This window comes from Cupriavidus sp. C1SS-2L (genome assembly GCF_057073735.1).
Window position 1 is genome coordinate 3320977 of record NZ_CP172708.1, and the last position, 17749, is coordinate 3338725.

Annotated in this window: 12 protein-coding genes; 5 read left to right on the plus strand and 7 right to left on the minus strand. The window is 65.8% G+C overall.

Annotated elements, in window-relative coordinates; all coding sequences use genetic code 11:
- Positions 1-19 precede the first annotated feature (19 nt).
- Entirely contained in the window at positions 20-3319 is a 3300-nt protein-coding gene (locus ACIGJG_RS15370; protein WP_483672508.1) for an acetyl-CoA carboxylase family protein, read from the plus strand.
- A gap of 59 nt (positions 3320-3378) precedes the next feature.
- The gene (locus ACIGJG_RS15375; protein ID WP_483672509.1) at positions 3379-4671 is read left to right on the plus strand and encodes a branched-chain amino acid ABC transporter substrate-binding protein; all 1293 of its coding nucleotides are present in this window, start codon (positions 3379-3381) and stop codon (positions 4669-4671) included.
- Between the two features lie 16 nt (positions 4672-4687).
- Here ACIGJG_RS15375 and ACIGJG_RS15380 read toward each other — a convergent pair whose 3' ends face one another.
- Both ACIGJG_RS15380 and ACIGJG_RS15385 read right to left on the minus strand, forming a co-directional pair.
- Positions 4688-5827, minus strand: coding sequence for an aminopeptidase (locus tag ACIGJG_RS15380; RefSeq protein ID WP_483672510.1), 1140 nt, complete (start codon positions 5825-5827; stop codon positions 4688-4690).
- Positions 5828-5834: 7 nt separating this feature from the next.
- The gene (locus ACIGJG_RS15385) at positions 5835-7946 is read right to left on the minus strand and encodes a molybdopterin-containing oxidoreductase family protein (RefSeq protein WP_220631078.1); all 2112 of its coding nucleotides are present in this window, start codon (positions 7944-7946) and stop codon (positions 5835-5837) included.
- 304 nt (positions 7947-8250) lie between these two features.
- Here ACIGJG_RS15385 and ACIGJG_RS15390 point away from each other — a divergent pair, with 304 nt between their 5' ends.
- Positions 8251-9429: an ABC transporter substrate-binding protein gene (locus ACIGJG_RS15390; RefSeq protein WP_011299146.1), complete on the plus strand. Its 1179-nt coding sequence runs from the start codon at positions 8251-8253 to the stop codon at positions 9427-9429.
- A gap of 76 nt (positions 9430-9505) precedes the next feature.
- Here the strand turns inward: ACIGJG_RS15390 and ACIGJG_RS15395 are convergent, their stop codons facing one another.
- The 5 genes from ACIGJG_RS15395 to ACIGJG_RS15415 form a co-directional block, all read right to left on the minus strand.
- A complete protein-coding gene (locus tag ACIGJG_RS15395; RefSeq protein WP_140952396.1) occupies positions 9506-10564 on the minus strand; it encodes an ABC transporter ATP-binding protein in 1059 nt (352 codons plus the stop codon).
- A complete protein-coding gene (locus ACIGJG_RS15400; protein WP_483672511.1) occupies positions 10561-11559 on the minus strand; it encodes an ABC transporter ATP-binding protein in 999 nt (332 codons plus the stop codon). The genes ACIGJG_RS15395 and ACIGJG_RS15400 overlap by 4 nt, the downstream gene beginning before the upstream one ends.
- A 15-nt stretch (positions 11560-11574) precedes the next feature.
- Positions 11575-12489, minus strand: coding sequence for an ABC transporter permease (locus ACIGJG_RS15405; RefSeq protein WP_011299149.1), 915 nt, complete (start codon positions 12487-12489; stop codon positions 11575-11577).
- A 3-nt stretch (positions 12490-12492) separates the two neighbouring features.
- Positions 12493-13470 carry an ABC transporter permease gene (locus ACIGJG_RS15410; RefSeq protein ID WP_011299150.1) on the minus strand — a complete coding sequence of 326 codons (978 nt, stop codon included), beginning with the start codon at positions 13468-13470 and terminating at the stop codon, positions 12493-12495.
- A gap of 125 nt (positions 13471-13595) precedes the next feature.
- Complete coding sequence (locus ACIGJG_RS15415) at positions 13596-15182, minus strand: ABC transporter substrate-binding protein (protein ID WP_483672512.1); 1587 nt, start codon at positions 15180-15182, stop codon at positions 13596-13598.
- Between the two features lie 325 nt (positions 15183-15507).
- Here ACIGJG_RS15415 and ACIGJG_RS15420 point away from each other — a divergent pair, with 325 nt between their 5' ends.
- Positions 15508-16701 (plus strand): M20 aminoacylase family protein, encoded by a 1194-nt coding sequence (locus ACIGJG_RS15420; RefSeq protein ID WP_011299152.1) that lies wholly within the window; start codon positions 15508-15510, stop codon positions 16699-16701.
- 15 nt (positions 16702-16716) lie between these two features.
- Positions 16717-17745 carry a DUF2891 domain-containing protein gene (locus ACIGJG_RS15425; protein ID WP_011299153.1) on the plus strand — a complete coding sequence of 343 codons (1029 nt, stop codon included), beginning with the start codon at positions 16717-16719 and terminating at the stop codon, positions 17743-17745.
- Positions 17746-17749 lie beyond the last annotated feature (4 nt).

Consider the following 17749-nt stretch of genomic DNA (forward strand, 5'->3'; position numbering starts at 1 on the left):
TGCCTCACCGCTATCCGACATGAATCCGCCGAAGCTCCTGATCGCCAACCGCGGCGAAATCGCCATCCGCATCGCCCGCGCGGCAGCGGCCCTGGACATGCCGAGCGTGGCCATCCACAGCGAGGACGACCGCGACGCGCTGCACGTGCGCAAGGCCGATGAAGCCGTGGCGCTGCCCGGCAGCGGTCCGCGCGCTTATCTCGATATCGAACAGGTGGTTGCCGCCGCGCGGCGCGCCGGCTGCCAGCTAGTTCATCCCGGCTATGGGTTCCTGTCCGAGAACGCGGACTTCGCGCAGGCCTGTCTGGACGCGGGTCTGATCTTCGTCGGTCCGGCGCCCGATGTGCTGCGGCTCTTCGGCGACAAGGCGCGGGCGCGCGCACTGGCCCGCGAACATGGCGTGCCAGTGGTGCCGGGAACGACCGGGCCCACCACGCTGGCCGAAGCACATGCCTTCTTTGCCGACCTGCCGAACGGTACCGGCATGATGATCAAGGCGCTGGCCGGCGGCGGCGGACGCGGCATGCGTGCAGTCCATGATGTGGCGCAGATCGACGAAGCATGGACACGTTGCGCGTCGGAAGCGACGGCGGCATTCGGCAACGGCGCGGTCTATGTCGAACAGATCGTCACGGCGCCGCGCCACATCGAAATTCAGGTGGTCGCGGACACCAATGGGCAAGTCGTCACGCTCGGCGAACGCGAGTGCAGCCTGCAACGCCGCCACCAGAAGCTCGTGGAAGTCGCGCCCAGCCCCGCGCTCGACGATGCGACGCGCGCGCGCCTCGCCGAGGCTGCCGCCACACTGGCACGCGCGGCCGCGTACCGGGGCATCGGCACGTTTGAATTCCTTGTGCAGGAACGCGACTGCCAGCCGCCCGCGTTCTGGTTCATGGAAGCCAACCCGCGCCTGCAGGTCGAACATACCGTGACCGAGATGGTCACCGGCGTGGATCTCGTGCAAACCCAACTCGCCATTGCGATGGGCGCAGATCTCGCGCAACTGAGTATGGCACGCGCGCCGGTACCGCGCGGCGTTGCCGTGCAGCTGCGCATCAATGCCGAACATCTCGACGGACAGGGCAACCTGCGCCCGGCCGCGGGCACGCTCACCGCGTTCGAGGCGCCGAGCGGCCCCGGCGTGCGGGTCGATAGCGCGGGCTACGCGGGCATGGCAGCCAACCCGCGCTTCGACTCGCTGCTCGCAAAGCTGATCGTGCACGAACCCAGCGGCAACTACGCACGTGCGCTGGGTCTGGCGTACCGCGCGCTGTGCGAGTTCCGCATCGAGGGCATCAACACCAACCGGCGCCTGCTGCAGGACTTGCTGCAACAGGACGCCGTGCAGCGCAACGCGGTTCACACGCAATACCTTGACCATGCATTGCCTGCGCTCGCCGCAGCCGATAGCGATCATCCTGCGCTGCATGCCACCGCAACCGCGATCCCGGAGCAGGACCCCGACGACGAGGATGACCTGCCCACCGATGCGTTCGCCGTGCAGGCGCCGATGGACGGCGCGCTGGCCGCACTCCATGTGAAGCCGGGCGACACCGTGCGCCGTGGCCAGCCGCTAGCCGTCATCGAAGCGATGAAGATGGAGCACCCGGTCGAGGCACCAGCCGCCGGCACCGTGCTGGCCGTGCGGACGGAGGCCGGCGCCACCGTACGTGCCGGCGCCACGCTGGTGCTGATCGAAGCCGGCGACGACACCGGCCATGCCGAGCAGGCCTGCGCCGCCGCTGATCTCGAGCATATCCGCGCCGACCTGCGCGAAGCGCTCGAGCGCCACGCACTCGGCCACGATGCCGCGCGCGACGCTGCCGTGGCAAAACGCCACGCACAGGGCGGCCGTACCGCGCGCGAGAACATCGCGCAACTATGCGACGCCGACTCCTTCATCGAATACGGCGCGCTGGCCATCGCGGCCCAGCGCCAGCGCCGCACGGAAGACGACCTGATCCGCTCGACGCCGGCCGATGGCATCGTCACCGGCATCGGCACCGTGAATGCGGCGCAGCTTCCCGATGCTGACGCGCGTTGCATGGTCCTCGCCTACGACTACACGGTGCTGGCCGGCACGCAGGGCTACTACGGCCACAAGAAGCTGGACCGCATGCTCGCCCTGGCGCGGCAGTGGCGACTGCCGGTGGTGCTGTTCGCCGAAGGTGGCGGCGGCCGCCCCGGCGACACCGACATGCCGGTAGTGGCTGGACTCGACTGCACCTCGTTCATCCAGTTCGCGCGGCTTTCCGGCCAAGTGCCGCTGGTCGGGATCGTGCACGGGCGCTGCTTCGCCGGCAATGCGGCGCTGCTCGGCTGCGCCGACGTGATCATCGCCACGCGTAGCGCGACCATCGGCATGGGCGGCCCGGCCATGATCGAGGGCGGCGGCCTCGGCGTGTACGCACCCGAGGAAGTCGGCCCGGTCGGCGTGCAGGCGCCCAATGGCGTCATCGATGTCGTCGTCGACGACGAGCAGGCCGCTGTCGACACCGCGCGCCGCTACCTGGCCTACTTCCAGGGCGATGCCCCCGGCTGGCGGGGCGAAGACCCACGCCATCTGCGCCATGCGATTCCCGAGAACCGCCTGCGCAGCTACGACATGCGTGCCGTCATCCACGCGCTGGCGGACACAGATTCCGTGCTCGAACTGCGCGCTGCGTTCGGCACCGGCATCATCACCGCGCTGATCCGCATCGAAGGCCGTGCGTTCGGCTGCATCGCCAACAACCCGCGCCACCTCGGCGGCGCGATCGACAGCGCCGCCGGGGACAAGGCCGCACGCTTCATGCAGCTGTGCGATGCGCACGGCCTGCCGATCCTGTCGCTGTGCGACACACCGGGCTTCATGGTCGGCCCGCAGGCCGAGAAAAGCGCCACGGTGCGCCACGTCTCGCGCCTGTTCGTGGTGGCCGGCGCGCTGCGCGTGCCGTTCTTCACAGTTGTGCTGCGCAAGGGCTACGGGCTCGGCGCGCAAGCGATGGCCGGCGGCAGCTTTGCCGCGCCGTTCTTCACGGCAGCGTGGCCAAGCGGCGAATTTGGCGCCATGGGGCTGGAGGGTTCGATCCGGCTCGGCTTCCGCAAGGAACTGGAAGCCGTGGCCGACCCCGACGAGCGCGAGGCGCTGTTCGCGCGCATGGTCGATGCCGCGTACCAACGCGGCCGCGCACTGAACATGGCGAGCCACCTCGAGATCGACGCCGTGATCGACCCTGCCGACACGCGCCGCTGGCTGTTGCGCGGCCTCGCCTCGGTGCCGCCCCGCAGCCTCGGGCGGCGCACTGGCGAGGACCGCCGCTTCATCGACACCTGGTAATAACGCGCCGGGAACACGGCGCCACCCGGATTCTTCATCGACACAGGAGGAGACACCTGATGCAGTCCACCCCGTCAACGCACAGATCAACCGGCGCGCGCAAGCGTCCCCTGGCCCGCCTGCTGGCCACCACGGCCTTGGCCCTGCTGCCAGCATTGGCCGCGGCTCAGGACGCGCCAATCAAAGTCGCGTTTATCGACCAGCTCTCCGGTCCGCTGGCCAATGTCGGCGAGATCTTCCAGGCCAACCTGAAGTTCGCGATCGACGATGCCAATGCGCAGGGCGGCGTACTCGGCCGCAAGTATGAGCTGACGAGCTACGACAACAAGCTGTCCGCGCAGGATAGTCTGTCGGCGCTGCAAAGTGCGATCGACGCGGGCGTCAAGGTGGTGTTCACGGGCGGCTCAGGCTCTTCGGTGGTCACGGCGCTGGTGGAAGCCGCCACGCGCCACAACGAGCGCAATCCCGATCGCCGCATCCTGATCGTCAACTATGCGTCGATCGATCCGGACCTCACCGGCGCGCGCTGCAGCTTCTGGCACTTCGCGACCGAGGCCAACACGTCCATGAAGATGCGCGCGCTGGCGGACTTCACGCGCGAGCAGAAGGACATCCACAAGCTTTACTTGCTGAACCAGGACTATGCGCACGGGCGGGTATGGGCGGCGCTGGGCCAGCAGATGATCGCCACTGCGCGTCCGGACACGCAGTTCGTCGGCGCCACGCTGCACCCGCTCGGCAAGGTCAAGGACTTCGCACCCTATGTCAGCAAGATCAAGGCGAGTGGCGCCGACACCATCGTCACGGGCAACTGGGGCCAGGACCTGAGCCTGCTGATCAAGGCCGCCGGCGACATCGGCTATGACCCGCGCTACCTGAACCACAGCGGCGGCGGCGCGCCCGGTACGGTGCTGGCGGTGTCGCAGGCGAAAAGCGGCAAGCTCACATGGGTGTCGGAATGGCTGCCCAATACGGAAGATCCGGCACTGTCCGCGCTCGCGGCGCGCGTGAAGCAGACCGCCGCCGGCGAATACTTTACGCCGCGCGTGCTGGTGTCGGTGCAGCTCGTGACCGAGGCGATACGCCGCGCTGGCACCGATGAGCCGACGAAAATCGCGATGGCACTCGAAGGCATGAAGATGAAGACGGCGCTGGGCGAGGTCACGATGCGCAAGAGCGATCATCAGCTACTGCTGCCGCAGGTGGTGTCGACCGTGGCGCCTATGGACGGCAAGACCGTCAAGGTCGGCGCCGAAGGCACGCAGTACGGCTTCCGCCTGAACAGCGTGACGCCGGCACAGGCACTCGACTTGCCGTCCGCCTGCCACATGAAGCGGCCGACCGGCGTCTGATTTGGCCCGTGTCCGGTCAGTGGCCCAACTTGCCCACGCCCGATGAGTGATCTTCGGCGTTTAGCGTACCGGTGTTCACCGCCGGCGGGGCCAGCTTGCTCAGCGCGGCGTGGCGCTCGGCTTCCGGCAGGTCGCCGATGCGCTGCACTTCGGCATAGAACCGCGTCCAGTCTCCGCCCACGCTGTCGAGCAGTGCGGAGAACGCGGGCACCCATTGCTGGTACGTCGCCACGGCGGCCAGGTGCGCATTGGTCAACGGCTGGTCGAACCAGCGGTCGTAGCCGCTGTAGCCGCCCCACTCCGTACGCAACGCGGCGTACCGGTGCCGCAGGCTGTCAAAGATCTCGTTCTTGCCGCGGCGCTTGGCGTCATCGTCGGCGCCCGAACGGTACATGGCGTCGAGCCGGTCGCGCGTATCGAGCAGCAGGGCCCGGAACTGCTTGCGCCGGTTGTCGTACTGCCGGTAACTCGCGCGAGCATCCTCGGACGCCTCGTCGCGAAGCCAGCGCTCGACGCCGGCCATTTCGACTGCGGTCGCGAAGGACTCGTTGAAGGGCGTGTCGTTGCGCACGTACACGACCTGGTGCGCCAGTTCGTGGAAGATCATCCGCGCCAGCTCCCCTTCTGGCAGGTACAGGAAGGTGTTCAGCAGCGGATCGTCAAAATAGCCGAGCGTGGAATAGGCCGGGATACCGGCCACATAGGTTTCCAGGCCCTCGCGGCGCAGGCCGGCGGCATATTGTTCGGCATCGCCCTGCGCGTAATAGCCGCGGTAGCTGATGCAGCCGACGATCGGGAAGCACCACTTGTGCAGCGCCATCGACAATTCCGGCGTCGCGAACACGCTCCACACGACATAGGGCCGATGGAGGTTGGCATAGCGGCGGTAGCTGCCGTTGTCGGGCAGCTTCAACTCGCGCGAGGCATAGTCCCGGATCTGGCGCGCGAGCCCCAGGCGCTGAGCAAGGCGCGTGTCGTTGGACGCCTGTGCGCGGGCAATGGCATCGTCGAGCGCCTGCGCCTGCGCCATCACGCCAAGATGGCCGCCGATGGACTGGTAGTAATAGCCGAGCGTGTCACAGCCGGCCACCGCCAGCGTCAGCCCCGCCGCTGCAAGGATGCCCGCCGTCCGCCGGCGAACCTTTTTCCAGTCCATCACTGCATCATGAGGCAGCCGCCGCTGCCTCGCCGACTTCCTGCCATGCCTCCACCTCGACCAGGCAATCGTAGAACACGGGCGCGCGGCCCAGATCCGTCAGGCGCTGGCTGGTCAGCTCGTTGGCGTTCTTGCCGTCCGGCGCCAGTTTTTTCCACCAGATCGACAGGCCCACCACCAGCCCGCGCCGCGCACGGTCGGTCACCCGTGCGCGCGCGAGCATGCTGCCGCGGTCGTTGAACGCGCGCACCAGGGCGCCGTTGGCAATGCCGCGCGCATCCGCATCGGCGGGGTGGATGTCCAGGTGCGGCTCGCCCTCGGTCGCGCGCAGGCTGTCGACGTTGACAAAGGAGCTGTTCAGGAAGTTGCGCGCGGGCGGCGAGATCATCGCCAGTGGATACTTGCCAGCCAGTTCCGGTGCGGACGAAGGTGCCTCGTACGGCGCTACATAGTCCGGCACCGGATCGAGGCCCGCGCTACGCATGGCTTCGGAATAGAACTCGCACTTGCCGGACGCAGTCGGAAAACCGCCGTGCGCGAACGGCGCGCTCGGCAGCGACAGCTTCTGCCAGCCCTTCTCCTTCAGCGATTCCCACGTGATGCCCTGTGCGCGCTGGTCGCCCGGGACAATGGCCTGCGCGGCGATCTGCTCATCGCTGTCGGCAAAACAGGGATCACTGAAGCCCATGCGCTGCGCCAGGCGGCGGAAGATCTCGGTGTTCGGCAAGGCCTGGCCCATCGGCTCGATGGCGGCGTTGTTGGCGAGGAAGTATGTGTGCCCGTAGGCCTTGTGCACATCCACGTGTTCGAGCTGCGTGGTGGCCGGCAGCAGGATGTCGGCGTAGTCCGCCGTATCGGTGCGGAACTGCTCCAGCACGACCGTGAACAGGTCCTCGCGCGCAAAGCCCTCGGCCACCTTGCCCGATTGCGGCGCCACGGCCACCGGGTTGCTGTTGTAGACCACCACGGCTTCGAGGCGCGGCTTGCCCGGCGCCCCCACGTCCAGCAGCGCGTCGCCGATCGTGCTCATGTTGACCGTGCGCGGCAGCCGGCCGGCTGGCAGCAGGTCAGGCCGCTGCAAGGCCCGGTCGTTGACCGGGAAGAATCCCGACGTCGAGAGCTGAAGCCCGCCCGCCGGATGCCGCCACGCACCAACCAGCGAAGGCAGGCACGCGACCGCGCGCACCGCCTGCCCGCCACCGTGCACGCGCTGCATGCCGTAGTTCAGGCGGATCGCCACCGGCTGGCGCTCACGTACCGCCAGCATGCCGTAGAGGCCGGCCAGCCATTCAATGTCCTCCACCGGAATCCCGCAGATTTCCGCGGCGCGGGCTGGCGAATACGCTTGCGCGCGCTCGCGCAGCGCGTCGAAGCCGAGCGTGTGCTGCGCGATGTAGTCGTGGTCGAGCAGGTCGTCGCGGATCAGCACGTGCATGATGGCCAGCGCCAGCGCGCCGTCCGTGCCCGGCATCGGCGCAATATGGTGGTGGCACTTCTCGGCGGTCAGCGAGCGGTACGGGTCGATCGCCACCAGCGTCGCGCCGCGGCGCTTGGCCTCCTGCGCGCGCGTCCAGAAGTGCAGGTTCGAGGCGATCGGGTTGCCGCCCCAGATGATCACGAGCTTCGCATCGACGACGTTTTCCATGTCCATGCCGACGCTCGCGCCATAGGTGTAGCGCAGCGCCGTGGCGCCGGCACTCGCGCAGATCGTGCGGTCGAGCAGCGAGGCGCCGAGCTTGTGGAAGAAGCGCGCGGCCATGCTCTCGCCCTGCACCAGCCCCATGGTGCCGGCGTAGCTGTACGGCACGATCGCCTGCGGATCGCGCACGGCAATGGCATTGAGCCGCGTGGCGACTTCGTCAAGTGCTTCGTCCCAGGAAATCGGCTCGAACTTGCCCTCGCCCTTGCGCCCGACGCGGCGCATCGGCGTCAACAGGCGGTCAGGGTGATAGGTGCGCTCGGTATAGCGCGACACCTTGGTGCACAGCACGCCCTGCGTGCCCGGGTGATCCGGGTCTCCGTTGACCTTGATGGCGCGGCCGTCCTCGACGGTGACGAGCAAGGCACAGGTGTCGGGGCAATCATGCGGGCAGGCGGCGCGGACAATGCGGGAAGCCATGGAATCTCCGGGCGGGCAGGAAGGCGGCTGGGTGCGATCGGGGCGAATGGCCAGGGGGATGGGCCGGATGCCTGTCACTACCGGGAAAACCACGGCGGACAGGACGGTTTCTGGTCGGATTGTATTCGATTATGATGCAGCGGCGCGTTCCGGTCCTGGCCGGAAAGGCCTCGTTGTCCCGCCCGCGTCCCGCGGCCTGAACCGGCTCGCGGCCAGCGCATGCGGGCCAACGGGGAACCGACGTCGGCGCAGACCGGCCCGGGTGGCGCATGGGTATCCAACCTGACTTTTCTTGCGGGGTTTCATGTCTGATCTGAACGGGGTCAAGGCCAGGCGTTTCGCCGGCCTGCTGGTGGCATGCGCCATCGGCTTTTGCGGCGCTGCGGGCGCCGCCGTCGCAGCGGAAACCGGCGTGACGGCCGACGCGATCGTGCTGGGCCAGTCGGCTGCGCTGAGCGGGCAGACGGCGGCACTGGGCAAGCAGATGGGCGCCGGCGCGCGCCTGTACTTCGAGTCCGTCAACCGCCAGGGCGGCATCTACGGCCGCCGGATCGAGTTGCAGACGCTGGAGGACTACAACGAGCCCGAAACCGCGGCGGCCAACACGCGCAAGCTGATCGGCGAGAACCGCGTGTTCGCGCTGTTTGGCTATGTCGGCACTGACAACGCCGAGGCGTCGCTGCCGATTGCCACCCAGGCCGGTGTGCCGTTCTTTGCGCCCTACTCCGGCGCGCAATCGCTGCGCGATCCGCGCCTGCGCAACATCTTCCACGTGCGAGCCGGCTTCAACGAGGAAACCGCCGCCATCGTTCGGCAGATCCGCACCACCGGGCTCAAGCGCGTCGCCGTGGTGTACAACGACGACGCCTACGGCAAGGCCGGGCTGGAGGGCCTGGCCCGCGCACTGCAATCGTCAGCGGACAACAGCGTGCAGATCGTTGCGCGCGAATCCGTGGTCCGCAATACCGCGGAAATCGGCGACGCCATGCAGGGCACGATGAAAGCCCAGCCCGACGCGGTCGTGCTGATCAGCGCCTACCGCACGGCCGGCGCCTTCGTGAAGGAAGCGCTACGCCGGGGCTACAACGGCCAGTTCTACAACGTGTCCTATGTGGGCACGCAGGCGCTCGCGCGCGAACTCGGCCCGCGTGGCAGCGGCGTGATCATCTCTCAGGTCATGCCGCATCCGGGCAACGCCACACTGCCGGTCGTGCGTGAATACCTGCGGCTGTTGCAGGCCACGGGCAAGCCGGACGATTTCGACTACGTCGGCATCGAGGGCTTTGTCGCTGCGAAGGCTTTTACGGAGGGCCTGCGCCGCGCCGGCAAGGACCTGACGCGCGAACGGCTCGTTGCGGCGCTGGAAGGCATGCACAATTTCGATCTGGGCGGATTCATCGTCAACTTCACGCCCGAAAACCATGTCGGGTCGAAGTTCGTGGAGATGACGATCATCAACTCGAAGGGGCAGGTGATTCGCTGAGTGGCTGCGAATCACGCGGCTTTCTCCCTCCCCCCTTAATGGGAGAGGGAGAAAACAAGAGGATCGCTGGATCGATCTACGCCATATCGTTCAGGTGACACGCCGATAGCCTGCCCGGCGCGATCTCCTTCAACAGCGGCTGTTCGGTCGTGCAACGCGGCATCGCATGCGGGCAGCGCGGATGGAAGTGGCAGCCCGTCGGCGGATTCAATGGCGACGGGATCTCGCCACGGATCGCCACATAGGTCTTTTTGCCGACTTCGAGCTTCGGCGCCTCGGCCAGCAAGGCCTGCGTATAGGGATGGTTCGGTGCAGCGAATACCTGCTCGGTCGGCGCCGACTCCACCACGCGCCCCAGGTACATGATCACCACGCGGTCGCTGATGTGCTTGACCACCCCGAGGTCGTGGCTGATGAACAGGTAGGTCAGGTTCAGTTCCTGGCGCAGCCCCATGAACAGGTTCAGCACCTGGGCCTGGATCGATACGTCGAGCGCCGCGACCGATTCATCGCACACGAGGAACTCTGGCTTCACCGCCAGCGCGCGGGCAATGCCGATGCGCGCGCGCTGGCCACCTGAGAACTGGTGCGGGAAGCGGCGCAGCACGGTCGGATCCATCCCCACACGCACGAGCATGTCTTCCACATAGGCCTTCTGCTCGCCGCGCGCGATCATGCCGTGCACGACCGGCGCCTCGCCGACGATGTCGATCACGCGCAGCCGCGGATTGAGCGAGGCATATGGGTCCTGGAAGATCATCTGGATCGCGAGCTGCTTCTCGCGGCGCTTCTCGGGCGGCAGGTGATCGAGGTTAGTACCGCGCCAGAACCGCTCGCCCTCGCTAAGCGTATGCAGGCCCACAGCCATGCGGCCGAGCGTGGATTTGCCGCAGCCCGACTCGCCCACGAGCCCCACCACCTCGCCCGTACGGATGCTCAGGTCAACGCGGTCGACCGCATGCACCACCTCTTCGCGCGCATGTGCACCGAACAGGTTTGCGATGCGCGCCGCCGTATCAAGCGATTTGACGAAGCGCTTGGAAACGCCGCGCAACTCCAGCAGCGGCGCTGGTGGCGTAACGGGCTGCGAAGTCCCTTCTATCATGGCTGGCATATCGAGGTCCGTTTCGCTCATGCCGCCTCCTGCTGTGTCAGCATCGGATGGAAGCAACGCAGCCGCCTGCCGTCGGGCGCGGTCTCCAGCGGCGGGTCCGTTCTGCACACCTCGGTGGCGTTGGGACAGCGCTCGCGGAACGAGCAACCACCGGGCAAGTTCAGCAGCGACGGCGTCATGCCGGGAATCTGCTTCAATGGCGCGCCGCGCGGATTGCGCGAAGGCGCCGAGCTGATCAGCCCGTGCGTGTACGGATGCTCGGGGCGCTCGAGAACCTGCCGCACATCACCCGACTCGACGATCTTGCCCGCATACATCACGCAGACCGAGTCGGCCAGTCCCGCGACCACCGACAGATCATGCGTGATCCAGATCAGCGCCGTGCCCGATTCGCGGCACAGCGTCTGCATCTCGTACAGGATCTGGCCCTGGATGGTCACATCCAGCGCCGTGGTCGGCTCATCGGCGATGATCAGGTCAGGCTTGTTCAGCAGCGCAATGGCGATCGCCACGCGCTGGCGCATGCCGCCCGAGAACTGGTGCGGATAGGCGAGCAGTCGTTCGTCCGGCGACGGGATGCCCACGCGAGCGAGCGCATTGCGCGCCCGCTCGCGCGCCGCAGGCTTGCTGACATTGTCATGCACCATCACCGCCTCGATCATCTGCGTGTCGATGCGCAGGACCGGGTTCAGCGTCATCATCGGGTCCTGGAAGATCATCGCGATGCGGTTGCCGCGCACATCGCGCTGCTGTGCCGGCGTGAGCGCGCGCAGGTCGCGCGTGACGCCGTCGCGGCTGGTCAGCGCGATGCGACCGTCCACGACTTTGCCGGGCGGATCGATCAGGCCCATGATCGAATAGCCCGTCATCGACTTGCCGGAGCCCGATTCGCCGACCAGGCCCATGATCTCGCCGCGGCCGACCGTGAACGACACGTCGTCGACCGCTTTGGCGATGCCGCCGCGCGTGAAGAACTGCGTCTTGAGGTGTTCCACCACCAGGGTAGGTTGTGCCATGTTGCCCTCCCCTCCCTATTGCGTCTGCAGGCGCGGGTTCAGCACGTCGCGCAACTGGTCGGCCACCAGATTCATGGCCACGATGGTGATGACGAGCGCAATGCCCGGGAAGAAGCTGATCCAGTACTTGCCGGACAGCATGTACTGCTGGCCATTGGAAATCAGCGAACCGAGCGACGGCTCGGTGATCGGCACGCCGAGCCCGAGGAATGACAGCGTCGCTTCGAGCGTGATGGCCGATGCCACCTGCAGCGCCGCGATCACGATCAGCGGCGGCAGGCAGTTTGGCAGCAGATGTCGGAACATGATGCGGCCCGGCGGCAGGCCGAGGCATGTCGCGGCTTCGATGTATTCCTTGCGGCGTTCTACGAGTGCTGCGCTGCGCGTGGTGCGCGCATAGTAGGCCCATTGCACCGCCACGAGCGCGATCACGATGTTGCCGATGCCCGGCCGCAGAAAGGCCAGCAGGATCAGCGCGAGCAGGATTGGCGGGAACGAGAGCTGCAGGTCGGCGACGCGCATGATGAACGCTTCGGTACGTCCGCCGAGGAAGCCAGCCAACAGGCCCAGCGTCGCGCCCAGTATCAGCGCGATGACCGTGCTGACCACACCTACGCCTATGCTGATGCGCAGCCCGTACATGACCGCGGACAGAATGTCGCGCCCCTGCTCGTCGGAGCCCAGCACGAACGTCATGCCGTTGCCGGCCTGCTCGCCGGGCGCGAGGCGTGCGTCGAGCACGTCGAGCGTGGCAAGGTCATACGGATTCTGCGGCGCCAACCATGGCGCGAAGATCGCGATCAGGATCACTGTGATCAGCGTGATCAGCCCGGCCACGGCAATCTTGCTGGAGAGGAATTCGGCAGCGAAGCGGCGGAACGGCGTCTGCTCGTGCGCGGCTTTCGGTTTGTCTGCGGTTACGGCAGTCATGGCTCAGCCCTTGTTGTCGGCAATGCGCACGCGCGGATCGAGCACGCTGTAGAGGATGTCCACCGCCAGATTGATCAGGATGAACAGCGTCACGATCACCATCAGGTACGCAACGATGACGGGCCGGTCGAGCAGCTGGATCGAATCGATGATCAGCTTGCCCATGCCGGGCCACGCGAAGATCGATTCGGTCACGATCGCGAACGCGATGATAGAGCCGAACTGCAGTGCGATCACCGTCACGATCGGGATCATGATGTTCTTGAGCACATGCACGCCGACGATGCGCGTATTGGACAGTCCCTTTGCACGGGCAAACTTCACGTAATCCTGCAGCATCGCCTCCTGCGTACCCGCGCGCGTCAGGCGAATCACCATCGCGATATTGAGCAGCGACAGCGTCACCGCCGGCAGGATCAGGTGGCGGATGCCATCGACGGTCAGGAAGCTCAGCGGCACGCCAAGCACGCGCACGGTCTCGCCGCGTCCGTTCGAAGGCAGCCAGCCGAGCTGCACCGCGAACACCATGATCAGCATCAGCCCGACCCAGAACGTCGGTAGCGAAAAGCCGAGAATCGATACCGTCATGATCGACTTGCCGGCGATGCCATTCGGGCGCAGGCCTGCCCAAAGCCCCAGCGGAATGCCCAGAACAATGGCCAGCAGGATCGCGCATACGGCCAGCTCAAGCGTCGCAGGCATGCGCTCGAAGATCAGCTTGAGCGCGGGCGTGCCATGAGCGAACGAGATCCCCAGGTTGCCGTGCAAGGCGTTCTGCAAGAAGACCAGATACTGCTCCCACAGCGGTTTGTCGAGCCCGAGCGCGGCAATGGTGCGCCGGATGTCCTCCTGATCCGCTTGCGGATTGATCAGGATGTCGACCGGGTTGCCGATGGCGAAGACGCCGAGAAAGACGAGCAGCGACATGATGAAGAGCACAACCACGCTCTGCATCAGCCGCCGGATGATGAAAACCAGCATATTGAACCACTTCCTTTCGCACACCGCTGCGGGTCGCGCCGGGCCAGCCCCGCGCCCGTCCCAGGCACGGCCCGCATGGTGTACGTTGCCGCGAGCACTACCCGCAGGCGACCGGATGGCGCCGCTTACTGCGGCTTGAAGTTGTGCGCATAGGTGCGTTCGTCGGTGCGCGGAATATAGACGATACCCTTCTGCGTGGCCCAGGTGGTCACCTGCTGGTGGATCGGGATGATACCGCCGTCGTTGATAGCAATGGCAGTGGCTTCCTGCAGCAGCTTGGAACGCTCGTTGTCATCGACCGTGGCCAGCGCCTTCTCCAGCACCACATCCATCTTCGGATTGCAGTATTCTCCCCAGTTGGTGGTGCCGAAGCCCTTCTTGCTGTCCTCGCAAGCCAGCAGCGCGCGCAGCGGCGAGCTGACTTCGCCGGTCTGTGCGCCCCAGCCGAGCAAGCCGAACGACCATTCGTGCTTGATGCCCTTGGACGAGTACGTCGCCATCGGCATGCCTTCCACCTTCGTCACGATGCCGATGCGCGTGAGGTTCTGCGCGATGGTCTGCGCGATCTTCTCGTCGTTGACATAGCGGTTGTTAGGCGTGTGCAGCGTCACGCCGAAGCCGTTCGGATACCCCGCTTCCGTAAGCAGCTTCTTCGCGCCCTCGGGATCGTACTTGACCGTCTTGAGGTTCGGGTTATAACCGAACAGCGTGGGCGGCACGAGATTGTTGGTCGGCTCGGACAGGCCTTCCATCAGTCGGTCCTTGATGCCCTGCCGGTTGATGGCCATGCTGATGGCATTGCGCACGCGCGCATCCTTCAGCGGGTTCTTGTCCATCGGCTGACCTTCCTTGGTCGTGACGTACGGCGACTTGTCACGCTTGGCATCGAAGTACAGGTAGATCACGCGGTGCGAAATCTTGGAGAAGAACGACAACTTGGGATCGTTGCGCACCTTCGGCAGATCCGGCGTCGGCACGTTCTCGATCGCCTGCACATCACCGGACAGCAGCGCCGCGAGGCGCGTGGCCGGATTGGGAATGAAGCGCAGCGTCACCTTGTCCCACGCGGGCTTCGGGCCCCAGTAATCGGGATTGCGCACCAGTTCGACCCGGTCGTCGCGCGCGTAGCTCACGAACTTGAACGGGCCGGTGCCGATCATGCCCTTGCCCTGGGCGAAGTCATCCGAACTCAACCCTTGCGTGGCCTTCTTCTGCACGACGAAGATCGACGTGAGGTCGTTCAGCATCAGCGGATACGGCTGGTTGGTAGTGAGCTGGATGGTGTACTTGTCGATCACCTTCTTGTTGATGATCGCCTTGGTGTAGACGTCGAACTTGCCGGGACTGTTCTGAATGGTGGCCGGCCGGTCCAGCGACCAGACGATGTCCTCGGTGGTCAGCTCGGAGCCGTCATGGAACTTCACGCCCTTGCGGATCTTGAATTCCCAGGTCAGGTTGTTGATCATCTTCCACGACTCCGCGAGGCCGGGAATGATGCGGCTGTCGGGGTCCATCTTGATCATCGTCTCGAACACGTGTTCAGACACGTTGATGTTCGAAAACAGATTGTAGAAGTGCGGATCCATCGAGGTCGGCGGCGAACTCATGGCAAGCTTGAGGTCAGCGGCCTGTGCCGCGCCGGCCAGCACAAGGCTCATGGCCCCGGCTACCGCGACAGCACCAAATGCCTTCTTGATTGTGCGAAGGGACATCGCGCAATTCTCCCAGGAACAGATGAAGCAGACGTTAGGATCGGCAATGGACGCGCCGCAGCATCACACGAAAGAGCGCTGCATTTTGGTGCGGTCAGGCATCAGGGATGCGACGGTATTGCCGGCCGGGCACTTCAAGCATGAACTGTTCCAGCAGCCGGTGAAAGCTGGCATTGGGGGAAACCCACCCACTCGTCTTGCACCGCGGCATCGCGCAGATGTCCATACAATTTGGCGAAGGCTTGGAATCGGCCCGCTTTGGCGCTTTGCGGGCCGGCGTCGTATGATCGCGGTATCCATCGACAGTCGTAGGGTCTCCGGCACCATGAAGCTCATTCCCGAAATCCTGCAGGCGCAAGCCGACATCCGCACGATCCGACGCGACATCCATGCGCATCCCGAGTTGTGTTTCCAGGAACAACGCACCGCCGACGTGGTGGCGAGCAACCTGGAATCCTGGGGCATCGAAGTCCATCGCGGACTCGGCAAGACAGGCCTGGTCGGCGTGATCCGCCAGGGCAACAGCGCACGCAGCATTGGCCTGCGCGCCGACATGGACGCGCTGCCGCTGCAGGAAGCCAACACGTTCGGCCATCGCTCGCAGCATGATGGCCGCATGCACGCGTGCGGCCACGACGGCCACACTGCGATGCTGCTGGGCGCGGCGCGCTATCTGGCCGAGCATCGCAACTTCGACGGAACTATCAACCTGATCTTCCAGCCGGCCGAAGAAGGCGGTGGCGGCGCGCGCGAGATGATCAAGGATGGCCTGTTCGAGCGCTTCCCGTGCGATGCGGTGTTCGGCATGCACAATTGGCCTGGCATGCCGGTCGGCGCATTCGGTACGCGCGCCGGCCCGCTGATGGCATCGAGCAATGAATTTCGCATTGTCGTGCGCGGCAAGGGCGCGCACGCAGCCATGCCCAACAACGGCAGCGATCCGGTGTTCACCGCCGCACAGATCGTGTCGGCATTGCAGGGCATCATCACGCGCAACAAGCGGCCGATCGACACGGCCGTGATCTCGGTCACGCAGTTCCATGCCGGCGACGCGACCAATATCGTGCCGGACCAGGCGTGGATCGGCGGCACGGTGCGTACCTTTACGGTGCCCGTGCTCGACCTGATCGAGCGGCGCATGGAGGAAGTCGCGCGTGCCGTGGCATCGGCCTTCGATTGCACGGTCGACTACGAGTTTCACCGCAACTATCCGCCGACAATCAATAGCGCCGCCGAGGCAGAGTTTGCCGCCGGCGTGGCGGCCGAACTGGTCGGTTTAGACAACGTCAATGCCGATGTCGAGCCGACGATGGGCGCCGAGGATTTCTCGTTCATGCTGCAGGAAAAGCCCGGCTGCTACCTGTTCATCGGCAATGGCGACGGCGCGCATCGCGAATCCGGCCACGGCATGGGGCCGTGCATGCTGCACAACCCTAGCTACGACTTCAACGACGAACTGCTGCCTGTCGGATCGACATTCTTTGTGAAGCTGGTGGAGAAGTGGCTGCCCCGGGCCTGAGCGAGCACGACAGCCATGGCTCGCATCGCATTGGACCTGGACATCGCAGATGGATTTGCGCGCGTAGCGCTTGAGAACATCGGGCGCCGCTACCCGTACAAGCTGGACCACATGCTGACGCGGCCGGACGAGCCGCTCGATCCCGCGTTGCTGCATCCCGTGTTCTGCGGCAGCTATGACTGGCACTCTAGCGTGCACATGCACTGGCTGCTGGTGCGCCTGCTCTTGCTCTGCCCGGACTTGAACGATTCACCGCGGATCCGGGCCATGCTCGAACGGCAGTTCCAGCCCGAGTCGATCGGCACCGAACTGGCGTACTTCCAGCAACCGGCGTCGCGCACGTTCGAACGGCCTTATGGCTGGGCCTGGCTGCTGCGGCTGCAGGCTGAACTGCAGGCAGCTGGCACACACGATGCGCAGATCGCCCGATGGGCCGAAAGCTGTGCACCGCTAGCGCGCCACCTTGCCCAGCAACTCATCGACTATCTGGATGTGGCGGACTTCCCCGTCCGCACCGGCACGCACTTCAACAGCGCGTTCGCGCTGGTCATGGCGTTGAGCTATGCGCGCACGGATCAGCATCACGCACTGCGCCGCGCAATTGTCCGTCGCGCGCACCGCTGGTTCGGCCACGATCAGCGCTATCCTGCGCGTTATGAGCCGGGCGGCGACGAATTCCTGTCGGGCGGACTGACGGAGGCGGTCCTGATGCACGCCGTCATGGACGGATGTGCCTTTTCGGAATGGTGGGAATTGTTTGCCCCGACACGCACGGAACTGGCCAACTGGCTCACGCCGGTTGCCGTCGCGGACCGCAGCGATCCGAAGATGACGCACCTCGACGGACTCAACCTGTCACGTGCGTGGTGCTGGCGCATGCTGGAGCCCGCATTGCCCGAGGAGCTGCGTCCGCTCGCTGTGCGCGCGTGGTCGGACCATATTGAAGCGTCACTGCCGCAGGCCGTGCAGGGCGACTATGTCGCAAGGCACTGGCTTGCGTCGTTCGCCGTGCTGGCGCTCAGCGAGCCCGTGGGGGGCCTGTAACGGA